Consider the following 26,538-nt stretch of genomic DNA (forward strand, 5'->3'; position numbering starts at 1 on the left):
CTTGTGCCAACACAAGTTTCACTGCTTCTTCCCGCAATTCCGGTGTATATCTCTTTTTCTGTTTCATTATTTCTCCTGATCGTTTATTTTAACAAACAGGAATGTCCTAAAAAATCAGGATACCTCACTTCATCGCATTTTTTGCGATACCCCTGGCCTAATCTCATAGGCAGCCAATTGCCATTCAGGTAATATACAAATCAAACAAATGCAAGCATACGAAAACATCTCGTTTGTCTGCAATGCACATTTGCAAGCAGCGATGTAACTGCTTCAGCTCAACGATTTTGAAGAACAAAGAATCATCCATGACACAAACATCCAATAACCTTGCCACCGAATCCTGGGCAATTGCCGACCTGCTCCGTGGTGATTTTAGACAAAGCCAGTATGGTCGCATCATCTTGCCGTTTTGCTTGTTGCGTCGCCTGGAATGTGTGCTGGAAGCCAGCAAAGAAGCCGTACTGGCGGAACAGCAGAAAATAGCAAGCATGAATTTGCCCGAAGAGGCGCAGGAAAAATTGCTCTTGCGTGCGACTGGTGGCCTGAGTTTCTTCAACACATCCAAAATGGATTTGTCCAAATTGGGTGAAAGCGGTATCAAAGCCAACCTCGAAAGCTATATCCAAAGCTTTTCTAAAGATGCGCGTGAGATTTTTGAATACTTCAATTTTGCTGAATTCATAGGTCAGCTCAACGACGCCAATTTGCTTTACAAGGTCGTGCAAAAAGTACGCACCATTGATCTGAGCACCAGCGCCGTGTCCAACCATGATATGGGCCTGGTATTTGAAGAACTGATACGCCGCTTTGCTGAGAGTTCAAACGATACTGCAGGTGAACACTTCACCCCACGTGATATCGTGCGCCTGACTACCTCACTCGTGTTTATAGAAGACAATGAAGCACTGACCACCCCAGGCATCATCCGCACCATCTATGACCCTACAGCAGGAACTGGCGGCTTCTTGTCGGCAGGGATGGAATATGTACATGAATTAAATCCCAACGCCGTCATACGCGCGTATGGCCAGGAGTTGAATCCTGAAAGCTATGCCATCTGCAAAGCAGATATGCTGATCAAGGGGCAAGAGGTCAAAAACATCAAGCTTGGCAATACCCTCTCCAACGATCAACTGTATGGCGAACGCTTTAACTACATGCTATCCAATCCCCCCTTTGGTGTTGATTGGAAAAAGATAGAAGAAGACATCATCAAAGAACACAATGAAAAAGGCTTTGATGGTCGCTTTGGCGCGGGCCTGCCCCGTGTATCAGATGGTTCTTTGCTGTTTCTGTTGCACCTCATCAGCAAGTTACGCGATGCCAAGGATGGCGGTGGGCGCATAGGCATTATCCTCAATGGCTCCCCGCTTTTTACTGGCGGCGCAGGTTCTGGCGAGTCTGAAATCCGCCGCTATATTCTCGAAGCAGATTTACTGGAAGCCATCGTCGCCCTGCCGACTGATATGTTCTATAACACCGGCATCGCCACCTATGTATGGATACTGTCCAACAAAAAGCCTGACGAGAAAAAAGGCCTGGTGCAACTGATCAACGGCAGCAATCTTTACAGCAAAATGCGCAAGTCATTGGGCAGCAAGCGCAATGAAATGAGCGCCGACGACATCGCCACCATCATCCGCTGCTTTGGTGATTTTGAAGCCGTTGATGCGCGTGAACTGGATAAACCTACCGAACAAAAAAGTAATCGCGGCAGACAATCGGCAAACCCAAAGACGGAGGCAGCAAAAACCTTTGCCGCCAAGATTTTCAAGACCCATGAATTTGGCTACCGCCGCATTACCATCGAGCGCCCGCTACGACAGTCTTACCAGTTCTCTGATGAACGCATCGCTACACTGCGCTTTGAATCCGGCGCATTGAACAGCATCATGCAATGGGCATACGCAGAGTTCGCCAATCTGCCAGGCGCTATCTGGAGCGATGCAACGGATTGCATGAACTATGGCGAACTTGGTCAGCATGAAGACACCATACGCCGCTACATCAAAATCCATTTTGCTGATCTCAAAGAAAAGCAAATCAAAGACCTGCTCAACCGCGATACCTGGTTAAGTGCCAAAGCCAGCATGCTCAAAGCCCAGGCCCTGCAAGCGCAGATAGGCAAGTCACAGTTTGACGACATGAACGACTACGATGACGCCATTGTCAAGGCAGCCAAGCTGGCCAACATCAGCCTGGACGCCAAAGACAAAAAAGTCATCGAAGCCGCAGTGAGCTGGAAAAACCCAGCCGCCCTGCCCGTCATCAAAAAAATCCACAAAACCAAGGCTGATCCTATCTATGGCCTGTTTAACGTGGATGGCAAAACCATAGAATACAAAGCCGATGGCGACCTGCGTGATTTTGAAAACGTCGCCCTTGATCCATCCAAAACAGTCAACGAAATCAACGAAGCCTACTTCAAAAAAGAAGTACAACCGCACGTGCCAGACGCCTGGATCGATGCCAGCAAAAAAGACGATAAAGACCAGCAAATCGGTGTCGTCGGCTATGAAATCCCATTCAACCGCCATTTCTACCAATACCAGCCACCGCGTGACCTGGCAGAGATTGATGCGGATCTGGATGCAGTCAGTGCAGAAATCATGAAGCTGCTGCAAGAGGTGCATTCATGAGCAAATCAAACCTGAGCAATGGCGCGCAGCCCGATTTTGCTGAAGTCGTACACCTGATCACCGCCGCACGCCAGCACGCTTATCAAGCCGTGAACACCACCTTGATAGAACTGTATTGGCAAGTTGGTGCCTACATCAGCAATAAAATCAAGGCCGCAGAATGGGGCGATGGTGTTGTCGATGCGCTGGCAAAACATTTAGCGATTACTCAGCCTAATTTAAAGGGCTTTACACGTCGCAATCTGTTCCGTATGCGCCAGTTTTTTGATGCTTATCAAGATGACAAAATTGTCGCACCACTGGTGAGACAATTGCCGTGGACACATAACCTGACGATTCTCAGTCGCAGCAAAGTGAGCGAAGAGCGTGAATTTTATTTAAGGATGTCTGTACAAGAGGGATGGTCTAGTCGTGATCTTGAACGACAGTACAATACCGCGCTTTTTGAGCGTACGGTATTGCAACCGCCAAAAGTGTCAGCGGTGCTGACACAATTACACCCCGAAGCCTTAAACGTCTTCAAAGACAGTTACATCGTTGATTTCTTAAGTCTGCCAGAGCAACACAGCGAGGCTGATTTGCATCAGGGCCTGCTCGCCAAATTAAAGCATTTCTTGCTCGAATTAGGGCGCGACTTTTGTTTTGTCGGCAGTGAATATCCTGTGCAAGTCGGCAAACAAGACTTTGCACTCGATCTCTTATTCTTCCATCGCGGTTTAAACGCACTGGTGGCGATAGAACTCAAAGTGGACAAATTCCAGCCAGAACACTTGGGCAAACTCAATTTCTACCTGGAAGCCCTAGACCGCGACCACAAAAAGCCACATGAAAACCCCGCCATCGGCGTACTGCTATGCGCCAGCAAAGATGATGAAGTCGTCGAATACGCACTGAGCCGTAGCCTTTCCCCCGCCATGATAGCCGAATACCAAACCCAACTGCCCGACAAAAAGCTACTGCAAGCGAAGCTGCATGAGTTTTATCTGTTGAATCTGGCGCAGGAGGAAGGGGTATGAGTAGGTATAAGGTTTATCCTGAGTATAAGGATGCTGGTGTTGAGTGGTTGGATAAAGTCCCAATGCATTGGCATGTTATGCAACTTAAACGCACAGTTGATGGTTGTGTCAACGGTATTTGGGGCGAAGAGCCGCAACAAGATGGTAACGACACTATCGTTATCCGTGTTGCTGATTTTGATCGGCAACGTTTAACTATAAACGAAGATGGCTACACGTTTCGAAGGATTGAAGCTAAAGAAAAACAAAACCGAAGACTGAAGCGTGGTGATTTACTGCTAGAAAAGTCCGGTGGGGGTGAAAAAACGCTCGTAGGGCAAGTTGTACTGTTTGACAAAACTTTTGAAGCTGTGACATCAAATTTTGTCGCAAAGATGACTCCGCTTCGAGATTTTGACAGTAGCTATATGAACTATGTTTTTAGTCGTTTCTATTTTGAGAATTTGAATTTTTGTTCAATAAAACAAAATACAGGAATTCAGAACTTGGATTCAGCGGCTTATTTATCAGAAAAAATCGGTATTCCGAAGAAAGACGAACAACAAAAAATCGCCAACTTCCTCGACCACGAAACCGCCAAGATCGATACCCTGATCGCGAAGCAGCAAGAGTTGATCAAGCTGCTGAAAGAAAAACGGCAGGCGGTGATTAGTCATGCCGTCACCAAAGGCCTCAACCCCAACGCCCCCATGCGGGACTCTGGTGTGGAGTGGCTAGGCGAAGTGCCGGAACATTGGGGCGTAAAGAAATTCAGATTCCTATGTGATCGAATCATAGCTGGTCCCTTTGGATCAAGTATCACAAAAGACATGTATGTAAAAGAAGGCTATAAAGTTTACGGTCAAGAACAAGTTATTCCGAATGACTTTACTATCGGCGACTACTACGTTTCAAAGCGCGATTTCTTAGAACTCTTTCGTTACAGCACAAATCCGGGGGATATCCTTATTAGTTGTGTTGGTACATTTGGGAAAGTAGCGGTTTTTCCAAATAGCGCTGAGCCGGGGATTATTAATCCCCGTTTGATCAAGGCCGAAGTTAAAACGATTTGCAATCCACTTTATTTATGTGAATTTCTCAAAAGTGAAATGGTTTTCAAACAATTTGAGTTACTAAGTCGAGGTGGAACAATGGGAGTTATTAATATTGGAGTCCTAAATGAGATATTGGTTGCATGTCCCCCTTTGGAAGAACAAGATGAAGTTTTTTTATTCATAAAGAGACAAAAAGAAAAATTTAACTTTTTGATTGAAAGAGCAAATAAACAAATTGAATTGGCTCAAGAACGCCGCACAGCTCTAATCTCCGCAGCCGTCACCGGAAAAATCGACGTACGCGACTGGCAAGCCCTCAGCGACACAGCCTTAGCCGCCTGATAGCCTTTGATTAAACCAAGCCTACACCAGAGAACCTCTTTATGAGCAAAGCCAACGAACTGACCTTCCAAAACGACATGATACGCCAGCTTGTGGCCAATGGCTGGCTGCTCGGCAAGGCGGAACATTACAACCGTGAGCTGGCTTTGTATCCTGAAGATGTGCTGGGCTTTGTCAAAGATACGCAAGACGAGCAATGGCAAAAGTTTTGTGGCTTGTATCCAGTGCAGTCTGAACAAAAATTCCTGGAGCGGCTGGCACAGCAGCTCAACAAGGCTGACCCGAATGCGGCGAATAAAGAGATGCGTACCTTTGGCACCCTGGGTGTCTTGCGGCATGAACTGAAAGACCGTGGTACGCGCTTTTCGCTTTGCCAGTTTGCGCCTGAACATGATTTGAACCCCGATACTTTGGCGCGTTATAAGCAGAATCGTTTGCGTGTGGTGCCTGAGTTGGTTTACAGCCCCTGGGTGAAGGAGGCGGATGCTGCGCCACTGGATTCCCGCCTGCGCGGGAATGACGACGCTACGGGTACGGATGAGGCAAACAGTGTAAAAGCAAAGGCCTGGCGCATTGATCTGGTCTTGTTCGTCAATGGCATCCCAGTTGCGACTCTGGAATTGAAGTCTGAATTTAAACAGGCGGTGCACAATGCCATGCGTCAGTACCGCGCTACTCGCCTGCCTATTGACCCTGTCGCCAAAAAGCCTGAACCTCTGCTGACTTTCAAGCGCGGTGCACTGGTGCATTTTGCGGTGAGCCAGTATGAAGTCTATATGACGACCCGGCTGGAGGGTGAAGATACTTTCTTCTTGCCCTTTAACAAGGGTACGCATGATGGTGGCGCTGGTAATGAAGTGCCTGAAGATGTCACGCAATACGCCACTGATTATTTGTGGAATGAAGTCTTATTGCCCGACAATCTGCTGAATATTTTGGGCCGCTATGTGCATTTGCAGATAGAAGAAAGAGAAGACTGGGAAGGCCGCAAGTATAAAAAAGAAAGCCTGATCTTCCCGCGTTATCACCAGTGGGACGTGGTGAATAAATTACTGACAGCTGCACGTACTGAGGGGCCGGGGCATAAATATCTGATACAGCATAGCGCGGGGTCAGGCAAATCAAATTCGATTGCCTGGGTGGCGCACCAGTTATCGTCTTTGTATGATGAACGGGGAAATAAGCAATTTCATTCTGTGATTGTAGTGACAGACCGTACTGTTCTGGATGCGCAATTGCAAGACACCATTGCCCAGTTTGAACATACCGACGGCGTGGTTGGGCGTATCAATAATCAGGAAGGTGATGGTTCCAAATCAGAAAAATTGGCCAAGGCCTTGGAAAGCTCACAGCCAATTATTATCGTGACGATACAGACCTTCCCTTTCGTATTGCAGGCGATAGAAAACAGTGTGAGCCTGAAAGAACGTAATTATGTGGTCATTGCTGACGAGGCGCATTCTTCACAAACTGGCTCGACAGCGCGCAAGTTGAAAGAAGTCTTGATGGTGGATGGCAGCGCCAATGATGAAGATGAAATCACCTCTGACGATATCATCGACGCTGCGGTTGCCTCGCGCCGTGCTTCCAAGAACCTGAGCTATCTGGCATTTACCGCAACACCCAAAACCAAGACGCTGGAATTATTTGGCCGCCGCCCTCGCCCTGAAGAACAGGCATCAAAAACCAATAAGCCTGCTGCCTTCCATGTGTACAGCATGCGCCAGGCGATAGAAGAAGGCTTCATTCTGGATGTATTGCAAAACTACACCAATTACAAGGTGGCATACAACCTGGCAATGTGTATCAACGATGCTGATCAACAGGTAGAAAGCAAGAAAGCCACAGTCAGGCTCAACCAGTGGGTGCGCCTGCATGATCACAATATTAGCCAAAAGGTCATGATCATTGTTGAGCATTTTAAAATGCATATCATGGGTTTATTGGGTGGGCAAGCCAAGGCCATGGTGGTGACCAGCTCACGCAAAGAGGCCGTGCGCTATAAAAAATCTTTAGACGCTTATATTGCCAAGAAAAGTGAAAGCGAACCTGCCTATCAAAAGATACGGGCCATGGTGGCGTTCTCAGGCGAAGTAGAATTTAACGACAAAGACCCGAACATCGAAGCGCTGCTGGATCAAAAATTCACAGAGTCGAATATGAACCCGGCCTTAAAAGGCCGCGATATGCGCAAGGCTTTTGATACCGATGATTATCAACTCATGATCGTTGCCAACAAGTTTCAAACAGGTTTTGACCAGCCCAAGCTGTGCGCCATGTATGTTGACAAGAAGCTGGGTGGAGTGGAATGTGTGCAAACCCTGTCGCGCCTGAACCGTACTTACCCTGGCAAAAAAGAGACTGGTACTTTTGTGCTGGATTTTTTTAATGAGCCTGAAGATATCCTTTCCTCCTTCCAGCCTTATTTTCAAACAGCAGAACTGGCAGACGTATCCAACCCCAACCTGATTTTTGACCTGTTTGATAAATTGCGTACCGCGGATATTTTTACCTGGACAGAGGTTGAACAATTCTGCAAAGCCTTCTTTGTACAAAGCAAGAGCAACGCCGCCATTGCCAACATCTGCAAACCCGCTGTAGAGCGCTGGCAAAAACGCTATAAGCATGCGGTAGAGGCTTACAAGCAAGCCAAGGAAATGTTTGAACGCACAAAGAAGTTCAATGATGCGGTATTGATTGCCAATGCAGAAAACAGTCTTAAAGACTGCAAGAAAGCCAGGGATGCGCTGGAGATTTTCAAAAAAGACCTGGGCACTTTTGTGCGCTTTTATGAATTCATGTCGCAAATCGTCGATTACGACGACAAGGATTTGGAAAAACTCAGCCTGTACGCCCGCAACCTGCGCCCCATGCTGCGAGAAACCATCGTTGATGAAGACGATATCGATTTATCGACTATCTCTTTGAGCCACTACCGCGTATCCAAAATCCGCCAGCAGCATTTGATGCTGAAAGAAGATCAGGAAGAATACCAGCTAGTGCCAGGTGAAGGCGCAGGCACAGCCAAGGCCAAAGACAAGAAAACCGAATTCTTGTCGCAGATTGTCCATAGACTCAACGAACTGTTCATCACTGACCAGTTAAGTGACCAGGACATGGTCAATTACGCCTATACCATCAGCGACAAGGTCAGGGAAAACACTATCGTCATGCAGCAGATCGCCAACAACAGCGCAGAACAAGCCATGCTGGGAGATTTTTCCAAGGCAGTAGACGACGCAATTTTGGATAGTAGTGAAGTGCATCAAATCCAGATGATGCAGTTATTGTCTGACCCTAAACGCAATGCCGGTTTTGCGAAGGTGATTTTTGATTTATTGACGCGACCAGCGCCGTGAGTTTCCAATTCTCTCCACATCGCGGAGAGAATTGCGCTGATGAATTGAATCAAAAAGGCGTAGTCACCCTACCCTCATACGCTTGTAATATGAGCGACTTGGCATTTTCAAAATCATCACCGTTTGAAACCGACACTTCCAAATCACCAGTTCCCCAGTGGCCGCTATTGCTCACATTCCTGCAATTGGCAGGCATGACAGCAAATTGCTCTGGATCGAGATGCAAATACAACACGATACGATTCTTTTGTAGAACAACAGTGGCAAAATTTTTCAGGCGCTTGAATGCAGCATAGAGCTTTAGTTCTTTTCGCTCTACGTCATCACCAAGTGAGGCAATGAAGTCCTCAACGGTCGTCAATAATTCGCGTAGATGTGGAGACAATTCATGCAACCATTCTGCGTATGACTTGTCGCCACTCCTGGGTCGATTAGCAGGAGTGACCTCGCTGACAGACTTGCTGATCGTTTTAGGTGTGGGATTGCTGCCACCGTTGGCTTGTTCCAATAGCAGTAAATCCTCACCAAATAAGCGATAGCGTATTAACTCAATATTGCGATCTATCTGTTGTACTGCATGTGCATCAAACTTGGTGAAATCAGCGGCTATGCACACCAGGCGTGGGGCACTCCAGTCTATGCTGGCTGCGGCAGTCTCACCCAATTTTTTTGCTACCAATAGCTGGAACTCTGCCTGATGATCCATCAACCAATCAAGATAATACAAGCCTTGATTGATGACATTTTCAGACACAGAGCGCTTGTATTCCAAAATCACTGGACAGGCGTTTTCATCCAGGCCTAGCGTATCAATGCGCCCTCCGTGAGTTTTACCTGTACTGTATTCAGATGCCAGAAAACGTATGCGCAGCAGGTTTGTCAGGTTATTTTCTATCAGTGTCTGTAAAGGTCGCTCAAGGCCGGATGTATCGCCTTGCAGCATGGTGGCTTTGCCATCGCTCAGGCGGAATAAGCTGATTTCACTCATATTATTTTGTTGTCTTTTAAAGTAGCAATTGACGCATTATCAGAGCGAAGCGCCAATAACTCAATACCTATGCTCATCCACCAAATGCTTGTTAAAACTGTACTTGCTGCCGCCTTGCAGCACATCGGTCAGGCGCTTGGGGTTGGCGGAGGAGATGAAGATGTCGGCGATGCCGTCCTTGACGCGGAACTTGGTGGCGGGGCTTAGGATGTTGTTGGCTTTGATCATCAGGTGACGGATGATTTTGGCTTTTTCGCTGCAGATGAGGAAGTGGTTTTCTTTTCTGAAGTTGGTCAGGGGGATGTTGAGCCACCAGCCTTCGTCGTTGCCGTAGCGAACGACTTGGGAGAATTGGGTGTTGCCTTCGTTGAGGACGTTGGCTTGCAGGGAATCGTTGGCGATTTGGATGGCTTCGGCTTTGTTCATTTTTTGATCTTTTGAAAATTGTGAGCAGATGGGAGGGCAAATCGCACCTGGGGTTTTCGACTGAAACCCATCCCCATCCCGACCTTCCCCTTGAAGGGGAAGGAGCTGCAAGCCTACATTGTAATCCCTGGCGTTTGCCCAGTGTCTAACATTGAGCTAAACTGTATGCATATACAGTTATTTAAACGCTACTCCCTCCCCCATGCTTGCCAATCTGGATAATCCTTTTTACTACCTTGAAAACTTCCAGGCCGTGCTGGACTGGGTGGGTGGGCGCTATGCGGATTTATTGGCTGATGATGAAGAGGCGTTTATTGCGCAGTTTGGCAGCCTGCCGCAGGCATCGCGGGCTTTGTTTGTGCGTATGGTGATGCGCAAGGGTTGCGTGTTCAGGGCCAGCAAGCTGGTGTATGGCGAAATTGGTGATACTTGGGCAGCCATGAAGGCGCTGGTGGATGTGGGCTGGGTGCAGGCTGATCCAGTGGTCGATATTGCTGGCTTGTTTGATTTGCTGCAAAAGCCTGAACTGGCGCTGGTGTTGGCGATGACGCCTGCGGAAAAGAAATTGCCCAAGGCTGAGCAACTGGGTTTGTTTGGCTTGCGGAATACGGGCAGCCGGGCTTTTTCTGCCTGGTGCTCAGGTGCGGTCAGTGCTGTGGATGATGTGGCTTACCAGGTGCTGAACAAGGATTTGTGTGACCGTTTGCGGTTGCTGTTTTTTGGCAATCTGTATCAGGACTGGTCTGAGTTTGTGTTGTCTGACCTGGGTATTTTCCAGTATGAGAAGGTGGAGTTTTCTGCGGCTTCGCGTGGCTTTGGCAAGCGGGCGGATATCGATGCTTATCTGGCTTTGCATGCCTGTCGTGAGGCTTTTCATGGGGAGCAGCCTGTGCCTGAGGTGCTGGCGCAACTGGCTGCGACTGGTTTGCATGCATTGGACAATGCCTGGCTGGCCAGCCGCCGTAACCGCTTGTTGTATCAGATTGGCGAGCACCTGGAAAAGCAAAAGGACTGGGCGCTGGCGCAGCAGGTGTATGCGGGCTGCACTTATCCTGGTGCGCGCTTGCGTGCCATACGTGTGCTGGAGAAAAGCGAACAGACGCAGGCTGCCTATGATTTGCTGACGCTGGCACAGCAAGCGCCAGAGAGTGAGGCAGAGCATCAGCAGATGTTGCGTATTGCGCCGCGCCTTAGTCGCAAGCTGGGGCTGGCTAAAGCCGCCAAGGCGACCAGCAAGCCACCGACAGAGCTGGCCTTGCGCCTGCCCTTGCCGCAAGAGGATTATGTGGTCGAGTATGTGGTGCGTGATCATTTGCATAGTGATGATGCGCCGGTGTTTTATGTGGAGAATGCGCTTATCAATTCTCTGTTTGGTTTGTTGTGCTGGCCTGTGATTTTCAAGGCGATACCGGGGGCGTTTTTTCATCCTTTCCAGCGTGGGCCTGCGGATTTATTGAGTGTTGATTTCCAGGCGCGGCGAGCGGATGATTTTGCTGCCTGTTTTGCGCAGCTTGATACGGGGGCTTATCGCCAGACCATACGGCAAACTTATGCAGCCAAGTCTAGTTTGCAATCACCCTTTGTGTTCTGGAGTGCGCTGTCTGAAGACTTGCTGGAGATGGCGCTGGCTTGCATACCTGCTCAACATTTGAAGCATAGTTTTGAGCGCATCTTGCTCGACATACGTGCCAACCGTAATGGCTTCCCAGACTTGATACAGTTTTGGCCGCAAGAGCGGCGTTACCAGATGATAGAAGTCAAAGGGCCAGGCGACAAGTTGCAGGACAACCAGAAACGCTGGCTGGACTTTTGCGCGACACATGATATGCCTGTGACAGTGTGCTACCTGGAATGGCAAGAGGCTGAACAGTGAGCAGTAATAGCACCGCCAGTTATACCGTGGCCGTGCGTGCCTTGTGCGAGTTCACGGCCAAGCAAGGTGACCTCGATTTGCGCTTTACGCCCTCGCCCACTGCCGAGCAAGGCATGGCCGGGCATGCAACTGTGGCCTTGCGCAGAAGCGGCAACTACCAGCGCGAAGTGAAGCTGGAAGGCCAGCATGGCAGCTTGCAAGTGCGTGGCCGCGCTGATGGTTATGATCCCGACTTGCAGCAGGTAGAAGAAATCAAGACCTTTCTGGGTGACTTGCATGCCATGCCAGATAATCACCGGCATTTGCATTGGGCGCAGGCCAAGGTGTATGGGCATTTGTTATGCCAGAAACTGGGCTTGCAAAAGATCAGTGTGGCGCTGGTGTATTTCAATATACAAAGTCAAAAAGAAACGGTATTGCAGCAGGAATTGCTTGCTGCTGAATTGGCAGATTTTTTTGTGCTGCTGTGTAGCCGCTTTATTGCCTGGGCTGAGCAGGAAGTGGCGCATCGTGCTGCGCGTGATCTGGCTTTGGGTGATATGGTCTTTCCACATGCGGCATTCAGACCGGGGCAAAGGCAACTGGCAGAAGCGATGTACAAGGCCAGCAAGCGCGGCTGTTGCCTGCTGGCGCAAGCGCCTACGGGTATAGGCAAGACCATAGGCAGTTTGTTCCCGCTGTTGAAGGCGACAGCGGAGCATAAGCTGGACAAGGTTTTTTATCTGGCCGCAAAAACATCAGGACGGCAACTGGCTTTGCATGCGCTGGGCAATATCCAAAACAGCACGCCTAACCTGGGCTTGCGCACGCTGGAGTTGGTAGCCAAAACCAAGGCATGTGAATACCCTGAAGCAGCCTGTCATGGTGATGCCTGCCCGCTGGCCAAAGGTTTCTATGATCGCTTGCCTGCTGCGCGTGCCGCCGCTGTTGAACAGCAATTGCTGGACAAGGAAGGCTTGCGCAGTGTCGCCCTGGCACACCAGGTTTGCCCTTATTATCTGGGCATAGAAATGGCGCGCTGGGCCGATGTCATCATAGGCGACTATAACTATTATTTTGATCTCTATGCTTTGCTGCATGGCTTAACGATAGTCAACAACTGGCGTGTCGCCGTGCTGGTAGATGAGGCGCACAATATGGTGACGCGGGCGCGGCAGATGTATAGTGCAGAGCTGCAACGCGACAGCCTGAAACGCTTGCGCAAAACTCCTCCGCCAGCACTCAAAAAACCTCTGAACAACTTGTATCGCGCCTGGCTGCAATTGGAAAAAGAACAGGAAGCTGATTATCAGGCCCATGCAGAGACACCTGAGAAATTGCTGACGGCACTGACGCGGCTATGTACAGAAATCGGTCTTTATTTTGCGGATAACCCCAGCCAGCTCGCACCGGATTTGCAACAGTTTTATCTGGATGCCTTGCTGTTCAACCGTCTGGCAGAAAGCTTTGCTGATCATTCGATATTTGATATCAGCAAGGAGCATGGTGCATCAACGCTATGCATACGCAATATCGTGCCTGCTGCTTTTCTGACACCACGTTTTGCAGCCAGCCATACGACGGCGCTGTTCTCGGCCACTCTCAGTCCCTGGAATTACTATTGCGACACGCTAGGCTTGCCAGATGGCACGGCTTGGGTGGATGTGGAATCGCCCTTCTCTGCTGATCAGTTGCAGGTGCATGTGGTGGATAGTGTTTCTACCCGCTATGCTGACCGTGCCCGTTCTGTTGCACCTATCGTCGCCTTGATGGCGCAACAGTATCAGGCGCAGCCGGGTAATTATCTGGCCTTCTTCAGCAGTTTTGATTATCTTGAGCAAGTCAGCAGCAGCTTTATCAACCAGCATCCTGATATTCCGGTGCGTTTGCAAACCCGGCGTATGAATGAAGCCGATCGTGAAGAATTCCTGGCGCAATTTACTGAGGATAGTCAGGGTATTGCTTTTGCAGTGCTGGGCGGGTCATTTGGTGAAGGTATCGATTTGCCGGGCGCGCGGCTGATTGGTGCTTTCATTGCCACGCTCGGTTTACCGCAGCTTAATCCCATCAATGAGCAGATCAAGCTGCGCATGGACAAGATCTTTGGGGCTGGGTATGACTATGCTTATCTTTATCCTGGCTTGCAAAAGGTGGTGCAGGCTGCCGGGCGGGTGATACGGCAGACGGATGATAAGGGTGTGGTGTATTTGATTGATGACAGGTTTGCGCGTGGGGATGTGCGGGCTTTGTTGCCGGGATGGTGGGCGGTGAGGTGAGTCAAAAAGTGCCGAAATGATCACCTTTATGCTGTAAATGTCGCATCCATTGCTAGTCTGTCGCAATCCAATAATTGCCTGTTATATTTATTGTACAAATGCAAAAGTAATTCGTGATTTTCTCCTGCTACGTCCATGCCCCTGTCGTCATATGGAAAAACGGCAATTCCTTTTTGCAGATTGAATAAATAGACCTTGCAATGCGGGTTCGGACGTATAGAAAAGTCAAAAGCAAATGCGCACCACAATAAACTTTGAAGCGCCGTTGATGATATCTCGAAAGCTAGATTTACCCAGTAAACCTGATCATCTTCATCCTGTGCTGTCCATATACAGCGCTGACGAGGGATTGAAATACCTGCCGTGTGTAGCTCACGCAAAACTGATTTCATAGAAAATCGATTCGCCCCGACAATTTTTTGCAAGCAAACCGTGATCATTGCTTCCCTTGCAAAAATGTCTTTGCATATTGATGTGGCCTTTCGCATGGCAGTCATGAATTGATCAAGCGAGCTTCCGCTTTCAGACAATTCAAAGCGCAAACCAGCTGGGTATGTGTAAAAAAGTGGGCGAGCGAATACATCATGTTTGAAGCTGCTCGTTATCCTGGAATGTATAGTCGAAAATTCTTGGTTTATATGCATGTATGTCCGAACGTGCGTGTCATATATTGATCTGCTTATTGCCTACAGTATGCCATTAAGCCTTGTGGTGTATGTATCTTGTGATTGATCCGGGCACCGCCAGGCTACGAAGTATCAGTGCATAGGTCGGGCTACGCCTTGCCAGCCCAACCTACAGCCCCCTCGCCCCAATCAACACAAACACTCCATTAAACAAGTAAACCTTGTTATTTAACGAAACTATGTATATATTAATGGAACTCAATCACCATTTTTATAGAAGTTCGTCTCGATTATGAAAACTTCCAAGTCCCAGCAAGAGCAAACCCGGCGCAATTTGATACGCACTGCGGTCGATCTGATTACTGAAAAAGGCTATGACGCCGCTACCATGAAGCAGATTGCCCGTGAGGCGGGCATAGGGGATGCGACGATTTACAAGTACTTCCCCAGCAAGGAAAAAATCCTGCTGGCTTATTATGAACTGAGTATAGAAATCACCCTGGAAGTGGCGCAAGAAACGCCGGGTTGGGAAGAATTTACCCTGCAAGAAAAGCTGCAAAGGCTGGTCGATGCCTTGCTGGAGATCTTGCTGGGTGATCGTGAATTTGTAGAAATTACACGTGATATTTTTGGCAAATCACCATTGCTGATGATGCGTGACAATATGCCTGGTCAGCAAACCCTGAAGCAGGAAATCATCAGCCTGCTGGAAGAGGCCGAACAACGTGGCGATATTTCACCTTGCGATTTCAAGAACCTGATTGGTGGTTTGTTTGGTGATTATCTGTTTGCTGTCATCGCTTATTGGCTCAAGGACGATTCAGAAGAATTTGCGAATACCACGCAACTGGTGGACATGACACTGGCGATACTGGTCATGGCTTTGAAGAGTGGCATCGTCAATAAAGTATCTGAGCTGGCCAGCTTCATGCTGCGCAACCAGTTATCGCGCATCATGCAAAATGGTTCTGGCTTGCTGGAAATGGTCAAGCTCGTGCAGAATGGATTAGGACGTGGCCTGGGGGATGCACGATGAACAAGGCACCGCCCGCCAGCAAGCTGGGCAGAACTGCCATTACAGGCCTGGCACTGGCGCAGGCTGGTGCCAGCAAGCTGGGACACAAGGCGCGGCAAATGTTGCGCAGCGATGACGACAAGCAAGCTGCGCAAGAACGCCATGAAACTGAGCTGGGACGCATACTGTTCAGGGCGCTCAACCAGCTAAAAGGCAGTGCCCTCAAGGTATCGCAATTGCTGAGCATGGAAGCTGACTTTTTACCGGAAGGCATACGCCGCGAACTGGCGAAAGGCTGCCATCAGGTCACGCCACTGAACCGCGCCCTTATCCATAAAGTCTTCCAGCGTGAATTTGGCATGGCACCAGAACACCTGTATGCGCAATTTGACGCACATGCCTTTGCAGCAGCCAGTCTGGGACAGGTACATCATGCACAGTTGGCTGATGGCAGGCAACTGGCAGTCAAGGTGCAGTACCCCGGCATTGCATCTGCCATAGGCAGTGATTTGCGCATGCTGCGTGGCATCTTTCAAACCCTGGCGGTGGGTACTACCATCTTGCCACGCAAGGAAGTCATAGACCGCTTCATGAGTGAGCTGGAAATCAAGATGGGTGAAGAGCTAGATTATGAGCATGAGGCGATGCAGCTCAACTGGTTTCATGAGCATGTGAACCTGCCTGGCATCGTGATACCCAAATGCTTCGATGAGATGTCGAGCAAGCGCGTCTTGACGATGGAAAAGCTCGATGGCTTGCATCTTGATGCCTGGCTGGCGACAGCACCTGACCAGGCACAGCGCAATCACTTTGGGCAATTGTTGTTTGACTGGTTCTGGTTCAGCGTTTGCGAGTTGGGCCGCGTGCATGCGGACCCGCATCCTGGCAATTTTTTATTCATGTCAGACGGACGTTTGGCGGTGCTGGATTTTGGTTGCACCAGTAAAATCTCGTTCAGCTTTTGTGATGCGATGGCACGGAGCTGGCGCGCCCTTTTGATGAAGGATGAAGTGGAGCGTAATCGCATCCTGCGCCTGGCATATATAGATCTGGGTCTGTTTTCTGATACGGTCACGCAAGATGAATTTGATCATAGCGTCATGACCGCACTTGCCGACCTGCATGCCTGGAAGATGGAAGCATTTCAAGACAGCCAGTTTGATTTCAGTAATAAATCACCCTACCCCAAAACCATCAATGCCGAACATAGCAGGCTGCTGTCGGGCATCCTGTCAGGCTGGCATGAAGACGTGCCTTATTTTGACCGTGCTTATCTGGGGCTGATGAATATGCTCAAGAAAATGGGGGCTGTCGTCAATACACAAATAGCCTGGACCAGGCAAGGCGCAGCTCATGTCAACCCAAATTAAACCCCGAAAAATCTGGATAGGCCGTTACCTGATCGTCGTTGCGGCGCTGCATCCGGTCGTGTCCATGCTGATCTATGGCCCAGTCTATCTGGGCATGCTGGAACGTGGCGTATTCAATACTGTCAATCGTGATCCATTACGGTCAGCTGCAATATGGTTCTTGTTGTTTGGCGGCCCGGTTTTACTGCTGGGAATGACTATCAACAGCCTGGAACGCAAACCTGATTTTACTCAAGCCAGCTCGCTGGGCCTGGGCATGTTGCTTCTCTGTATTTTCGGCGTAGTACTGATGCCTATGTCCGGTTTTTGGTTGGTCATGCCTGTAGCAATTGCCTTGATGAGCAGGCGTTCCAGCGAAAGGCTAAGCGCATGAGAAACAAGATCACAGAAACCGCCGTAGCAAGCGATAGCAAAATCGTGCCGGGTTGGCATGAAGACTTGCCTCATTTTAACCGCATCTACCTGGGGCTGACAAATATGCTCAAGACTATGGGTGCCGTCGTTAATACAGATATCGTCTGGACCAAAGGGAGAAGTACAAATGCGCACTAAATCTGGCTTAGCCTGGACAGGCTATTGGCTAATAGCCGTCGCCGTTTTGCATACGATTGCAACTGGCATATTTTTTGGGGATGTGTTTATCGGGATGTGGCAAAAGGGTTTATTCAACTCTGTTGGCAGAGACCCTATGATAGGTTTGGCAGTCTGGTTTTTTCTATTTGGTCCTGTTTTCGCCATGCTGGGCGCGGCAATTACGAGCCTGGAAAAGGCCAGAGACTTTAGCACCAGCAATAGACTGGCCTGGGGTATTTTTTTACTCAGCGTGACCGGCGTCGTACTGATGCCGGACTCGGGTTTTTGGTTGGCATTTCCGCCTGCATTTGCCCTGATATACCGTTCTTTCACGCTTAGCCACGCAAAGGCATGATCATGAACCCAAAAGTAAAAGAAACCGCAATCCCTGCCAAGAGCAAAATTGCTGAAGATATACCCGGTGCCTATTTTTATGATTGCTTTCAAACGCCATTCGATCATGCAGGATTAAGCGCGATGCAAATCTATATGAACACCTTTGCCAAAACGCCAGCCTGGGTCAATGCCTTGATGGGCATACGTAATCGCGTGGTGGTTTTATTTGGTTTAAAGAATGTGGGTGGGATGAAGGCACTGAACAAGAGCAAGTCTGCAGAAGACTATCAGGTCGGTGACAAGGCCGGAATATTTTCACTGGTGTACAAGTCAGATGAAGAAGTCATACTCTGCGATTCTGACAAGCATCTGGATGTCAAGGTATCGGTCTGTAAGCAAACCAGGGATGGCCAGCCCTTTATCGTTCTCAGCACCGTGGTGCATGTACACAATAATCTGGGGAGAGCGTATATGGTTTTCGTCGGGCCAGCGCATAAAGTCATTGCGCCTGCCATTCTCGCCAAGGCATAAAAGAGAATTTTCCGTTAAGTAGGAGATAAACCATATACGTATTTTCCCTCATCATTTTTGTCATGCATTTGTCACAAATCCTCTCTAAGATGAAATCACTACAACAAGAGAGAAAAGGAGATTAAAGACGATGCTAAGTAAATTAAAACAAAAATACCAAATGATGCGGGCCAGGAATATCACCGAATTTTCCGACTACAGGCGTCAGTTGGTTGAGATACCAAATGCAGTGTTCCTGCATTGGCAGACAACTGCAAAAAATGAATTCCCCGGCATCCCTAGTGATGCCGTTTTTTTTACCCGTGCAGCTGAGGGGCTGATGATGTTCTTCAGTTGTGTCCAGCGCAGCAAACAAGCTTGTGCGCTACCGTCAAAGGCGGCAGATTCTGTCTGGCATGCATGGAATGACTGGTCATCCATCCATCTGGACAAGTTTTGCTGCAAACACTTTGGCAGCACCATACCGCATGTGGAAGCAGAACAGATGGCCAGCGAGATGGATCTGGCTCTGGCCAATTGCCTGGTCACGGCACAGAGAGCAGAAGGTAGCTGGCCTGGCAGCTCCTCTGTCCCTCGCCTGTTTGCCCTGGATGGCAAGCTGCATATGCCACATGATTATTCTTACTTTGCGACATCTGCCCGTGTAGGTTTCCAGAATATGAACTCGCGAGGCGTAGGTGCGGGCAAATCCACCTACCCGGAAAGCTTAGGCGCGGCACAGTTGCTGGCGGCAGGCTTGATCTCTACCTTGGCCTATGAAGAAATGGTGAAAAAGCAAGCACAGGCGGCCAATAATGGCTCATCTTGCGGAAGCAGCGGCAGTAGTAGCAGTCTTGACAATGGCAGTTGTGACTCCGGCGGCGGTAGCTGCGATGGGGGTGGCTCAAGTTGCGGCGGTGGCTGCGGCGGGGGTTGTGGTAGCTAAACATAGTTCAGGCACACATCCCTGTAGCAAATCGATACAAAGCCCATTCCACCGGCATCTCGCCAACAAGGTACACTGGCATTTTTATCTAGCCTTCGCTGCTATTCATGCCAAACACCGTAAAAACCTTAGCCACAAAATCATCAACACCAGGCAAAGGCCTGGCAACCACGCTGTTCTTGCTGTTCGTCAGTTTGCCTATCAGTCTGCCAGCATTGGCAGAGATACGCTTAAATGACCCCATCCCCATCAATCCTGATTTGAAACGGGGCAAGCTCGAAAACGGCCTGACTTACTATATCCAAAAAAACGATACGCCACGCAAGAAGGTGGAGTTGCGTCTGGTCGTCAAAGCGGGGTCTGTGCTGGAGGATGATGACCAGCAAGGGTTGGCGCATTTTACTGAGCATATGGCTTTCAATGGTTCCAAACATTTCAAGAAGCATCAACTGATTTCTTACCTGCAATCCATAGGGGTGAAATTTGGTGCTGACCTGAATGCCTATACCAGCTTTGATGAGACGGTATATATCCTGCCCATCCCTACCGACAAGCCTGCTTACCTGAAGACAGGTTTCCAGGTATTGGCTGACTGGGCACAAGGCGTGGAGATGAAGGCCACCGACATAGACAAGGAACGCGGCATTATTCTGGAAGAGGCGCGCCAGGGCAAAGGTGCCAGTGACCGCATGACACGCCAGTTACTGCCCGAGGTATTCAATGGATCAAAATATGCCGAGCGCCTGCCCATAGGTAAAGAGGACATCATCAGGCAATTCAAGCATGATGCCCTGCGCCGTTTTTACAAGGATTGGTACAGGCCAGACTTGATGGCTGTGGTCGTCATTGGCGATGTACAGCCTGATGAAGCCGAGAAGATGGTACACAAGTATTTTTCAGGTTTGAAAAACCCCGTGCCTGCGCGCGCCAGGCCTGAAATCAGCATCCCCAAAAATACTGCCTCCAAAGCCTTGGTGATTACCGATAAGGAAGCCACCAATAATTTGCTGATGTTGCGCTATCCGCTGGAAAAACAGTCGCCGCATAATGTGATTGCCGACTACCGCCAGGATATTGTCCGAGGTTTGTACAAGGCCATGTTAAACCGCCGTCTGGGCGCATTGACCGAGCAGGCCAAGCCACCTTTCCTCGGGGCTTCTGCTGGTAGTGAGCCTGTGGTATCCGGTTATGATTCTTTCATATCGACTGCCATGCTGTCGCAAGCAGGCATACAGCCAGCACTGGATGCATTGATGCATGAGAAAAACAGTGTGCGCCAATTTGGTTTTACGGCTGCCGAACTTGACAGGGCCAAGAAGATCGAAGCACGTGAATATGAAAGCATGTTCAATGAGCGCAGCAAATCCAACTCGGCCAGCTTTGCGGCAGAATATATACGCAATTTCCTGACCAATGAACCGATCCCTGGCATCAAGAACGAATACCTGTACTTCAAGGAATTTGCCGATGGTATTTCGCTGGAAGAAATGAATCGCTTTGCCAAGCAAGCGACGCCGGATGATAGCGTCAAACTGATGTTTTACGTAGGATCAAACAAGGCGGGCGAAACCATACCGAGCGAAGCAGATTTGCTGGGTATGGCTGCCAAGGCAGAACAAAAGCCAGCCGAGGCCAAGGCAGAAAATGTTGCCAATGCCAGCCTGATGGCGACACTACCCCAACCCGGCCAGATCGTTTCTGAAAAAGAAAACAAATTGCTGGGTCTTGTAGAAATGACTTTATCGAATGGCGTCAAGGTCACACTGAAAAAAACTGATTTCAAGAATGATCAAGTCTTGTTGAGCGCGCGTCGGGCTGGTGGCATGTCTTTGTTCCCTGACGCTGATTATTACAATACTTTTTATAGCAATCCTGTGGTCTGGGGCATGGGCATGGGCAAGTTCAGTCAAAAAGATTTGCAGGAAACACTGGCAGGCAAATCAGCCAATGTCAGGACCAGCATGGATAATTATTCCGAGAGCATAGGTGGCGCATCGAGCAGCAATGATATAGAAACCATGCTGCAATTGCTGTACCTGCGCCTGACCAGCCCGCGCAAGGATGAGGTGATGTTCCAGACACTGATCAGCGCGCAAAAAGAACTTGCCAGAAACACCTCGGCACGTCCTGAAGCTATTTTTTCAGATGCAATTACAACGACTATCTATAAAGATCATCCACGCGTCTCGCGTTTGGCCAGGGTAGAAGATTTTGACAAAATCTCGCTGGACCGCAGCATGGAAATTTATCAGTCACGCTACGGCAGTGCCAAGGACATGCATTTCATTTTTGTCGGCAGTTTTGAACTGGATAAAATCAAACCCCTGATTGCGACTTATCTGGCCAGCTTGCCGAATGCTGATATCAAGACGGAGTACCAGGATTTGCATGTAAATCCCGTACAAGGTGTGGCCAAGAAAGACGTGTATATCGGTGGCGAAGAGAAAAGTACCGTGGTCTTGAGTTTTAATGGCCCGTCGACCTACTCAAGAGAAGAAAATGGTCGCTTTCATGCCATGGTGGATATCTTGAACTTGAAGATCATCGACGTGCTGCGTGAAAAGCAGGGCCTGATCTATAGTGGCGGCATGAATGGATCGTTTGAACGCATCCCACAAAACAGGTACAGCATAGATGCAGAGCTGCCATGCAGCCCTGAGAATGTGGACAAGGTCATTGCGGCCCTGTTTGCCGAAATCAAAAAACTGCAGCAATCTGGCCCGCAAGTGGAAGACTTGAACAAGGTGAAGCAGTCATGGCTGAAAGAACACCAGCAAGAATTGCGCAGCAATGAGAATTGGCTGAATCACTTGCAAAATACGGTGTTCTACAAAACCGACGCTGAATCCATATTGACGGTGGAAAAACGCATACGTGCGATTACGCCAGCACAAATCAAGGAAGCCGCCCAGCGTTATTTCAACTTTCAGAATTATGCGCAGATCGTGATGTATCCTGAGCAGAAAAAGGCGAGCAAGTAAGATCCAATTGGCTCAAGACTATACAGCAAGGGCAATCAGGAGGGGCAATCTTCATGGATTGCCCCTTATTTTTTGTATGCCTTAATTGAAGGAGAAAGTGTAATTCACATCCACCGCAGATTCATTGCCAGCGCGGCCAATGATGCTGATCCTCCTGGTCAATTGCCAGCTCAGCTTGATGCCGCCACTGGCGTCAGACAAGCCACGTTCAACTGATAGTACCAGGCCAGGCATGAGGCGCTTGCCTACGCTGACGACCTGGTCTGTCGTGGCATTGCTGGTGCCTGTGGAACCGGCAATGGTTTGCCCTGGCAAACGGCTGGATGATCCATTTGAAGAAGAGCCTATCGAAAACTCATCAAAACCCAGGCCTTGCACGATGTCGCGCGGCACATTGCGGCTGCCATCGCCCCCGAAAATTGCCGTTGCTGCCGACATCAGCAGCGAGGCATCGCCGCTGGCGAGCTGATCAGAGCCACGCCCCAACACCAGCCATGAGAGTTTTTCTGCATCGGGCACGTCAGGTTCAGACACCAGCCTGACTTGTGGCGCGCTGACTGTGCCGAACACTTCCACGCCAGCTTCGATTGGCAAGCCTTTGCGCAGGGCGCGGATGTTCAAGCCGGGATTGGATGGTGGCCCCTGGAAATTCAGTATCCCGCGTTCTATTTCCAATTGCTGTCCATAGCCTTCATAAACGCCCTTCAGGGTACGTATCGAGCCATTTGCCTGCAAGGGGCTGCCATCGATGGAACGCAGGCGCAAGCTGCCTTCCAGCCCGGTATCGAGGCCACGACCAACGAAGACAAAGCGCGGCCCCATATCGAAACTGACATCGACACGGGTTTTCAAGCTTTTGCGATTGCTGTCCGCCTCAGCCGCCTTGGCCACTGCCTTGTCAGTCTTGCGTATCACCACGACATCGCTGGACAGACTTGGCGGGGGTAATTTTGGCAGCCTGAAGTAAGCACCATCAGCCAGCACTTTGCCGGTCAGGCTCCAGATATTATTGGTTTCAACGATGTTCGCCTCACCGGAGACGACCAGCCACCTGTCTTTGCGTTGCAGGAGCGGGAACTGGGTCCATTGCGCCTGTATGCTGCCGGTTTCCTTGCCGATGTCGATATCGCCACTGGCTTTGAATTCGCCTTTTCTTCCTATCCAGTTCACGCCCTGGAATTGCGCATGACGTGGCATGTTCGTGACGGTGTTAGAAAATTGCAGGTTCGTCACTTTCAGGTGTTTGTCTTCTATCTGCGCATCAAAGCTGCCATTTGGCAACAGCAAACCTTCGGATGCAAAGGCGATTTCCATTTCACGCCCGGCCAGAGTGGCACGGTAGCCTGGTTTGCCTATGCTGCCTGACAGGCGTGCATCGGCATTCAGTTTACCTTTAAGCACCACGCCAGGATTGATGAAAGGCCCCAGCCATTGCAGATCAGGCACGGCTGCAGTGATTTGCCCGCTGAGTGGCGCGCTTGCCAGAATTGTCCAGGCATCGTTTTGTTTGCTCAACTGCGTATTTGCCTTGACTTGCCATTGTCCCAGGCGACTACCATCAGCAACTAAATCCAGGCTCACATTTTCGCCCGCACTACCTGCTACCAGGCCACCCAGCTTCATCTGCAATTGCACTGCCCTTATCCCGAGGGCCACTGAAGTACCGGTTCCTTCAGGATCATTGAAGCGTAAATCACCACTCTGGCGCTGCAATTTGATTTCGCCTTGAGCACTCTCTTTTAATTGCAATTTCCATTGCGCATTCAACTTCAGGTTGCCGCTGACTGCGTGCTGAGGATAAAACAGGTTGGTAATTTCCACTACCTGGACATCGCTGACCTGGCCACTGGTCTTGAGTGCGGCCGGAGTCCATTCCAGTTCATCCAGTTGCAGCTTACCCATGGCACTTTGCAGCGACAGGCTACCCAGACGCACAGCCTGTGCAGATACTTGCAGAGACGCTGAACTTTGCAAGCGCAGATCAGGCTGGCCGTTTAAATTCAATGCCTGCAATTGACCATTCCATGACCAGGCAGCGTCATTTTTTGCGTCAGCCTGCATACTTCCACTGGCAGCTAGGCTGAGGGTTTGTTTATTGGGGAAAATGGTTTCCAGACTCAGCTTATGGGCATCGCGCCTACCCTGCAGTTTCAAAATCACTTGTTCGATTTTGTCTGGCTTGTGGTTGACGGCAGCGCTGACGGACGTGTTAGTTGCATTGCTTGAAGCGGGCACCTCACTAGCAATATGACTGGCAACAATCTCCCCTTCAAATTGTCCCTTGATACCATTTGCCAGATTCAGGCGCGACTTTAACTCGGCGATGCTGATTTGCTGATTGCCGCGCTTGATGATGACTTGTTTTGCCAGGGCGTCAAGACTGCCGGCAGGTTGATTGAAGCGGCCACGCAAAGTGGCATCGGCTTTCAGATTACCTCCCAGGGCCAATTGCCAATTGCTGAGCAAGGGGTTCAGGTGGCTTAAATCCTGGGCATCAATATTGAGCTTCAAGATATCATCTGCACTACCCCAGTTACCTTGCCCCGTCAGGGTATTTTTACCAAAGCGCAGATCCAGTTGTTTGACTTGTAGCTGTTGATCTTGCAGCCAGCGCATGTCCATACCTGCCTGCACAGCCTGACCTGCATATTGCCCTTGCAATTGCTGCAGATTCGCTTGTACATCCAGCCGTGGCAAAAGCTGACCGTGAGCACTGAAATCGGCCTGCAAACGACCTGCAGGTGTTGCCACCCAGCGTGCCGGATCAAAGTCCTTGAGGCTGGCTTTGAGATTGAATACCTGCTTGCCAGCGAAGCTGATATCGCCTGTGCCTTGCAAGTGAGCGTCTTCTGCCTGCAAATCAATTTTATCCAGTTTCAAGAGCAGTTTTTCATGCTGATAACTGGCTTCTGCATTCAGGCTGGCGCGAGCGTCCTGTAACTTTGCCTGCAGCTTGATGCTTTTATCTTTTGCGGTCTGGGCAAAAAACTTGCCCTGTATATTGCTGGCATGCAGACGCTGGTCGATTTGATTGAGGTCGATGTTGACCAGGTTTAGCTTCAAGTCAGCTTGTAGGTCAGCTGCTTGCCAGTTGATATCGGCTTCACCGTGTAACTTGCCCTTGCCTGCCAGTTGCACAGCCAGGTCCTTCAAGCTCAGGTGCTGGCCTTGCCAGAATAATTTGGTACTGAGCGACTGCACAGGCAAGCCTTGCTTATTGATACTGGCAGCCTGGGCATTGTGAATAGTGATGGGGCCGGTCAAACCAAATTCAGGATTTTTTTTCTTGTCAGCGCTGACTGGTTTCAGTTGCGTCAATATGCGCAAGTCTGCTTGCGGTGCACCTGCTTGCCAGGCAGATGGGTCAAGATGCTGAACATCGATATCCAGCTCGCGTACATACGGTGCAGTGAATGCGCTGATGCGTGCTTTGGCATGACCTTGCAGGTGCTGATTTTTGATGGTTTTGTCAGTTGCACTATCCAGCGCCGCCTCAAGTGCAACTTGCATGTCATGCAGGCTGCCAGAAACCACGCCCTGCAAGGTAACTGGCGGTATGCCTTCCTGAAGTTTTCCTTGCAGGCTCAGGCGACTATTCAATTTGAAAGGCGCGAGGCTGCCAAGATCAGCATTGCCTGTTAGCTTGCCCCAGGGGCTGGTCAGTATCGTTTGTGCCTTGAATTGCTTGTCCTGATAAGAAAAACTGCCAGTCAAGCCGCTGAGTTGCAGGGTTTCTACCTGCTTGCCGCCATCCATCAAGCTGGCGATATGCAAACGCCCCAATGCCAGCCTGGGTGCATTCAGGCTAAAGGGCAGACCGATATCAACAGGTATGCTGGCCGCACTTTCACTTGAACGGGTGGCAACAGTCAATGCAATTAACTGCAGACTAGTGATATCGATGTGACGTCGCCACAAGGCAGTTGGCCGCCACTGCAATATGACAGCGCTTCCCTTGACATGCAAATCCTGGGAAATGAAACTGAATTCATCAAGCTTGAGTTCATCATCCAGTGTGCCTTGCACACCACTGAACTTAAGGCTACCGACACTCAGCTTTTCAAGCATGGACAACGCAGTTTTCGTGCCGCTTTCAGTTTTGTACATCCAGGTCAGAACGAGGCCAGATACAAAAATCAATAGCAGAAACAACTTTGCCGTGAACCAGCTTAAGCGGCGCAAAGGACGTCGCTTTTTTTTAGCGGGCAGTTTTTTCTCTACCTGATCTTTGTCGTTTGCACTCATA

The 26,538-nt window shown here is 49.6% G+C and carries 19 protein-coding genes; 15 read left to right on the top strand and 4 right to left on the bottom strand.

What is annotated here, in order from left to right; translation table 11 throughout:
- From H8L47_RS29570 to H8L47_RS27660, 5 genes are all read left to right on the top strand, one after another.
- On the top strand, positions 1-192 hold a 192-nt coding region (locus H8L47_RS29570; RefSeq protein ID WP_222616708.1), incomplete at its 5' end, for a hypothetical protein.
- A 116-nt stretch (positions 193-308) separates the two neighbouring features.
- Positions 309-2,642 carry a type I restriction-modification system subunit M gene (locus tag H8L47_RS27645; protein ID WP_186957052.1) on the top strand — a complete coding sequence of 778 codons (2,334 nt, stop codon included), beginning with the start codon at positions 309-311 and terminating at the stop codon, positions 2,640-2,642.
- Positions 2,639-3,658, top strand: a complete 1,020-nt coding sequence (locus tag H8L47_RS27650) for a PDDEXK nuclease domain-containing protein (RefSeq protein ID WP_186957053.1) — start codon at positions 2,639-2,641, stop codon at positions 3,656-3,658. Before H8L47_RS27645 ends, H8L47_RS27650 begins: the two co-directional genes overlap by 4 nt.
- A complete protein-coding gene (locus tag H8L47_RS27655; protein WP_186957054.1) occupies positions 3,655-5,034 on the top strand; it encodes a restriction endonuclease subunit S in 1,380 nt (459 codons plus the stop codon). Before H8L47_RS27650 ends, H8L47_RS27655 begins: the two co-directional genes overlap by 4 nt.
- Before the next feature lie 41 nt (positions 5,035-5,075).
- Positions 5,076-8,393, top strand: a complete 3,318-nt coding sequence (locus H8L47_RS27660; RefSeq protein ID WP_186957055.1) for a type I restriction endonuclease subunit R — start codon at positions 5,076-5,078, stop codon at positions 8,391-8,393.
- 49 nt (positions 8,394-8,442) lie between these two features.
- Here H8L47_RS27660 and H8L47_RS27665 read toward each other — a convergent pair whose 3' ends face one another.
- Entirely contained in the window at positions 8,443-9,381 is a 939-nt protein-coding gene (locus H8L47_RS27665) for a DUF5655 domain-containing protein (RefSeq protein WP_186957056.1), read from the bottom strand.
- A 60-nt stretch (positions 9,382-9,441) separates the two neighbouring features.
- Positions 9,442-9,807 (bottom strand): hypothetical protein, encoded by a 366-nt coding sequence (locus tag H8L47_RS27670; protein ID WP_110257271.1) that lies wholly within the window; start codon positions 9,805-9,807, stop codon positions 9,442-9,444.
- Between the two features lie 202 nt (positions 9,808-10,009).
- Here H8L47_RS27670 and H8L47_RS27675 point away from each other — a divergent pair, with 202 nt between their 5' ends.
- Positions 10,010-11,680, top strand: coding sequence for a VRR-NUC domain-containing protein (locus H8L47_RS27675; protein ID WP_186957057.1), 1,671 nt, complete (start codon positions 10,010-10,012; stop codon positions 11,678-11,680).
- Positions 11,677-13,935 carry a helicase C-terminal domain-containing protein gene (locus tag H8L47_RS27680; RefSeq protein ID WP_186957058.1) on the top strand — a complete coding sequence of 753 codons (2,259 nt, stop codon included), beginning with the start codon at positions 11,677-11,679 and terminating at the stop codon, positions 13,933-13,935. Before H8L47_RS27675 ends, H8L47_RS27680 begins: the two co-directional genes overlap by 4 nt.
- Positions 13,936-13,961: 26 nt before the next feature.
- Here the strand turns inward: H8L47_RS27680 and H8L47_RS27685 are convergent, their stop codons facing one another.
- Entirely contained in the window at positions 13,962-14,579 is a 618-nt protein-coding gene (locus tag H8L47_RS27685; RefSeq protein WP_186957059.1) for a DUF3885 domain-containing protein, read from the bottom strand.
- A gap of 274 nt (positions 14,580-14,853) precedes the next feature.
- Here H8L47_RS27685 and H8L47_RS27690 point away from each other — a divergent pair, with 274 nt between their 5' ends.
- From H8L47_RS27690 to H8L47_RS27725, 8 genes are all read left to right on the top strand, one after another.
- On the top strand, positions 14,854-15,597 hold the full coding sequence (locus tag H8L47_RS27690) for a TetR/AcrR family transcriptional regulator (protein ID WP_186957060.1): 744 nt from the start codon (positions 14,854-14,856) through the stop codon (positions 15,595-15,597).
- Positions 15,594-16,946: an ABC1 kinase family protein gene (locus tag H8L47_RS27695; RefSeq protein ID WP_186957061.1), complete on the top strand. Its 1,353-nt coding sequence runs from the start codon at positions 15,594-15,596 to the stop codon at positions 16,944-16,946. Before H8L47_RS27690 ends, H8L47_RS27695 begins: the two co-directional genes overlap by 4 nt.
- Entirely contained in the window at positions 16,930-17,319 is a 390-nt protein-coding gene (locus H8L47_RS27700) for a DUF6463 family protein (RefSeq protein WP_186957062.1), read from the top strand. The genes H8L47_RS27695 and H8L47_RS27700 overlap by 17 nt, the downstream gene beginning before the upstream one ends.
- Positions 17,316-17,498 carry a hypothetical protein gene (locus H8L47_RS27705; protein WP_186957063.1) on the top strand — a complete coding sequence of 61 codons (183 nt, stop codon included), beginning with the start codon at positions 17,316-17,318 and terminating at the stop codon, positions 17,496-17,498. Before H8L47_RS27700 ends, H8L47_RS27705 begins: the two co-directional genes overlap by 4 nt.
- A complete protein-coding gene (locus H8L47_RS27710) occupies positions 17,488-17,874 on the top strand; it encodes a DUF6463 family protein (protein ID WP_186957064.1) in 387 nt (128 codons plus the stop codon). The genes H8L47_RS27705 and H8L47_RS27710 overlap by 11 nt, the downstream gene beginning before the upstream one ends.
- A gap of 2 nt (positions 17,875-17,876) precedes the next feature.
- On the top strand, positions 17,877-18,386 hold the full coding sequence (locus tag H8L47_RS27715; RefSeq protein ID WP_186957065.1) for a DUF2867 domain-containing protein: 510 nt from the start codon (positions 17,877-17,879) through the stop codon (positions 18,384-18,386).
- A gap of 130 nt (positions 18,387-18,516) precedes the next feature.
- The gene (locus H8L47_RS27720) at positions 18,517-19,311 is read left to right on the top strand and encodes a hypothetical protein (RefSeq protein ID WP_186957066.1); all 795 of its coding nucleotides are present in this window, start codon (positions 18,517-18,519) and stop codon (positions 19,309-19,311) included.
- A gap of 107 nt (positions 19,312-19,418) precedes the next feature.
- Complete coding sequence (locus H8L47_RS27725) at positions 19,419-22,292, top strand: M16 family metallopeptidase (protein WP_186957067.1); 2,874 nt, start codon at positions 19,419-19,421, stop codon at positions 22,290-22,292.
- 81 nt (positions 22,293-22,373) lie between these two features.
- Here the strand turns inward: H8L47_RS27725 and H8L47_RS27730 are convergent, their stop codons facing one another.
- Positions 22,374-26,537 (bottom strand): translocation/assembly module TamB domain-containing protein, encoded by a 4,164-nt coding sequence (locus H8L47_RS27730; RefSeq protein ID WP_186957068.1) that lies wholly within the window; start codon positions 26,535-26,537, stop codon positions 22,374-22,376.
- Position 26,538: the final 1 nt, after the last annotated feature.

This window comes from Undibacterium umbellatum, from assembly GCF_014284125.1.
In the GTDB taxonomy this organism is placed as follows: Bacteria; Pseudomonadota; Gammaproteobacteria; order Burkholderiales; family Burkholderiaceae_D; genus Undibacterium; species Undibacterium umbellatum.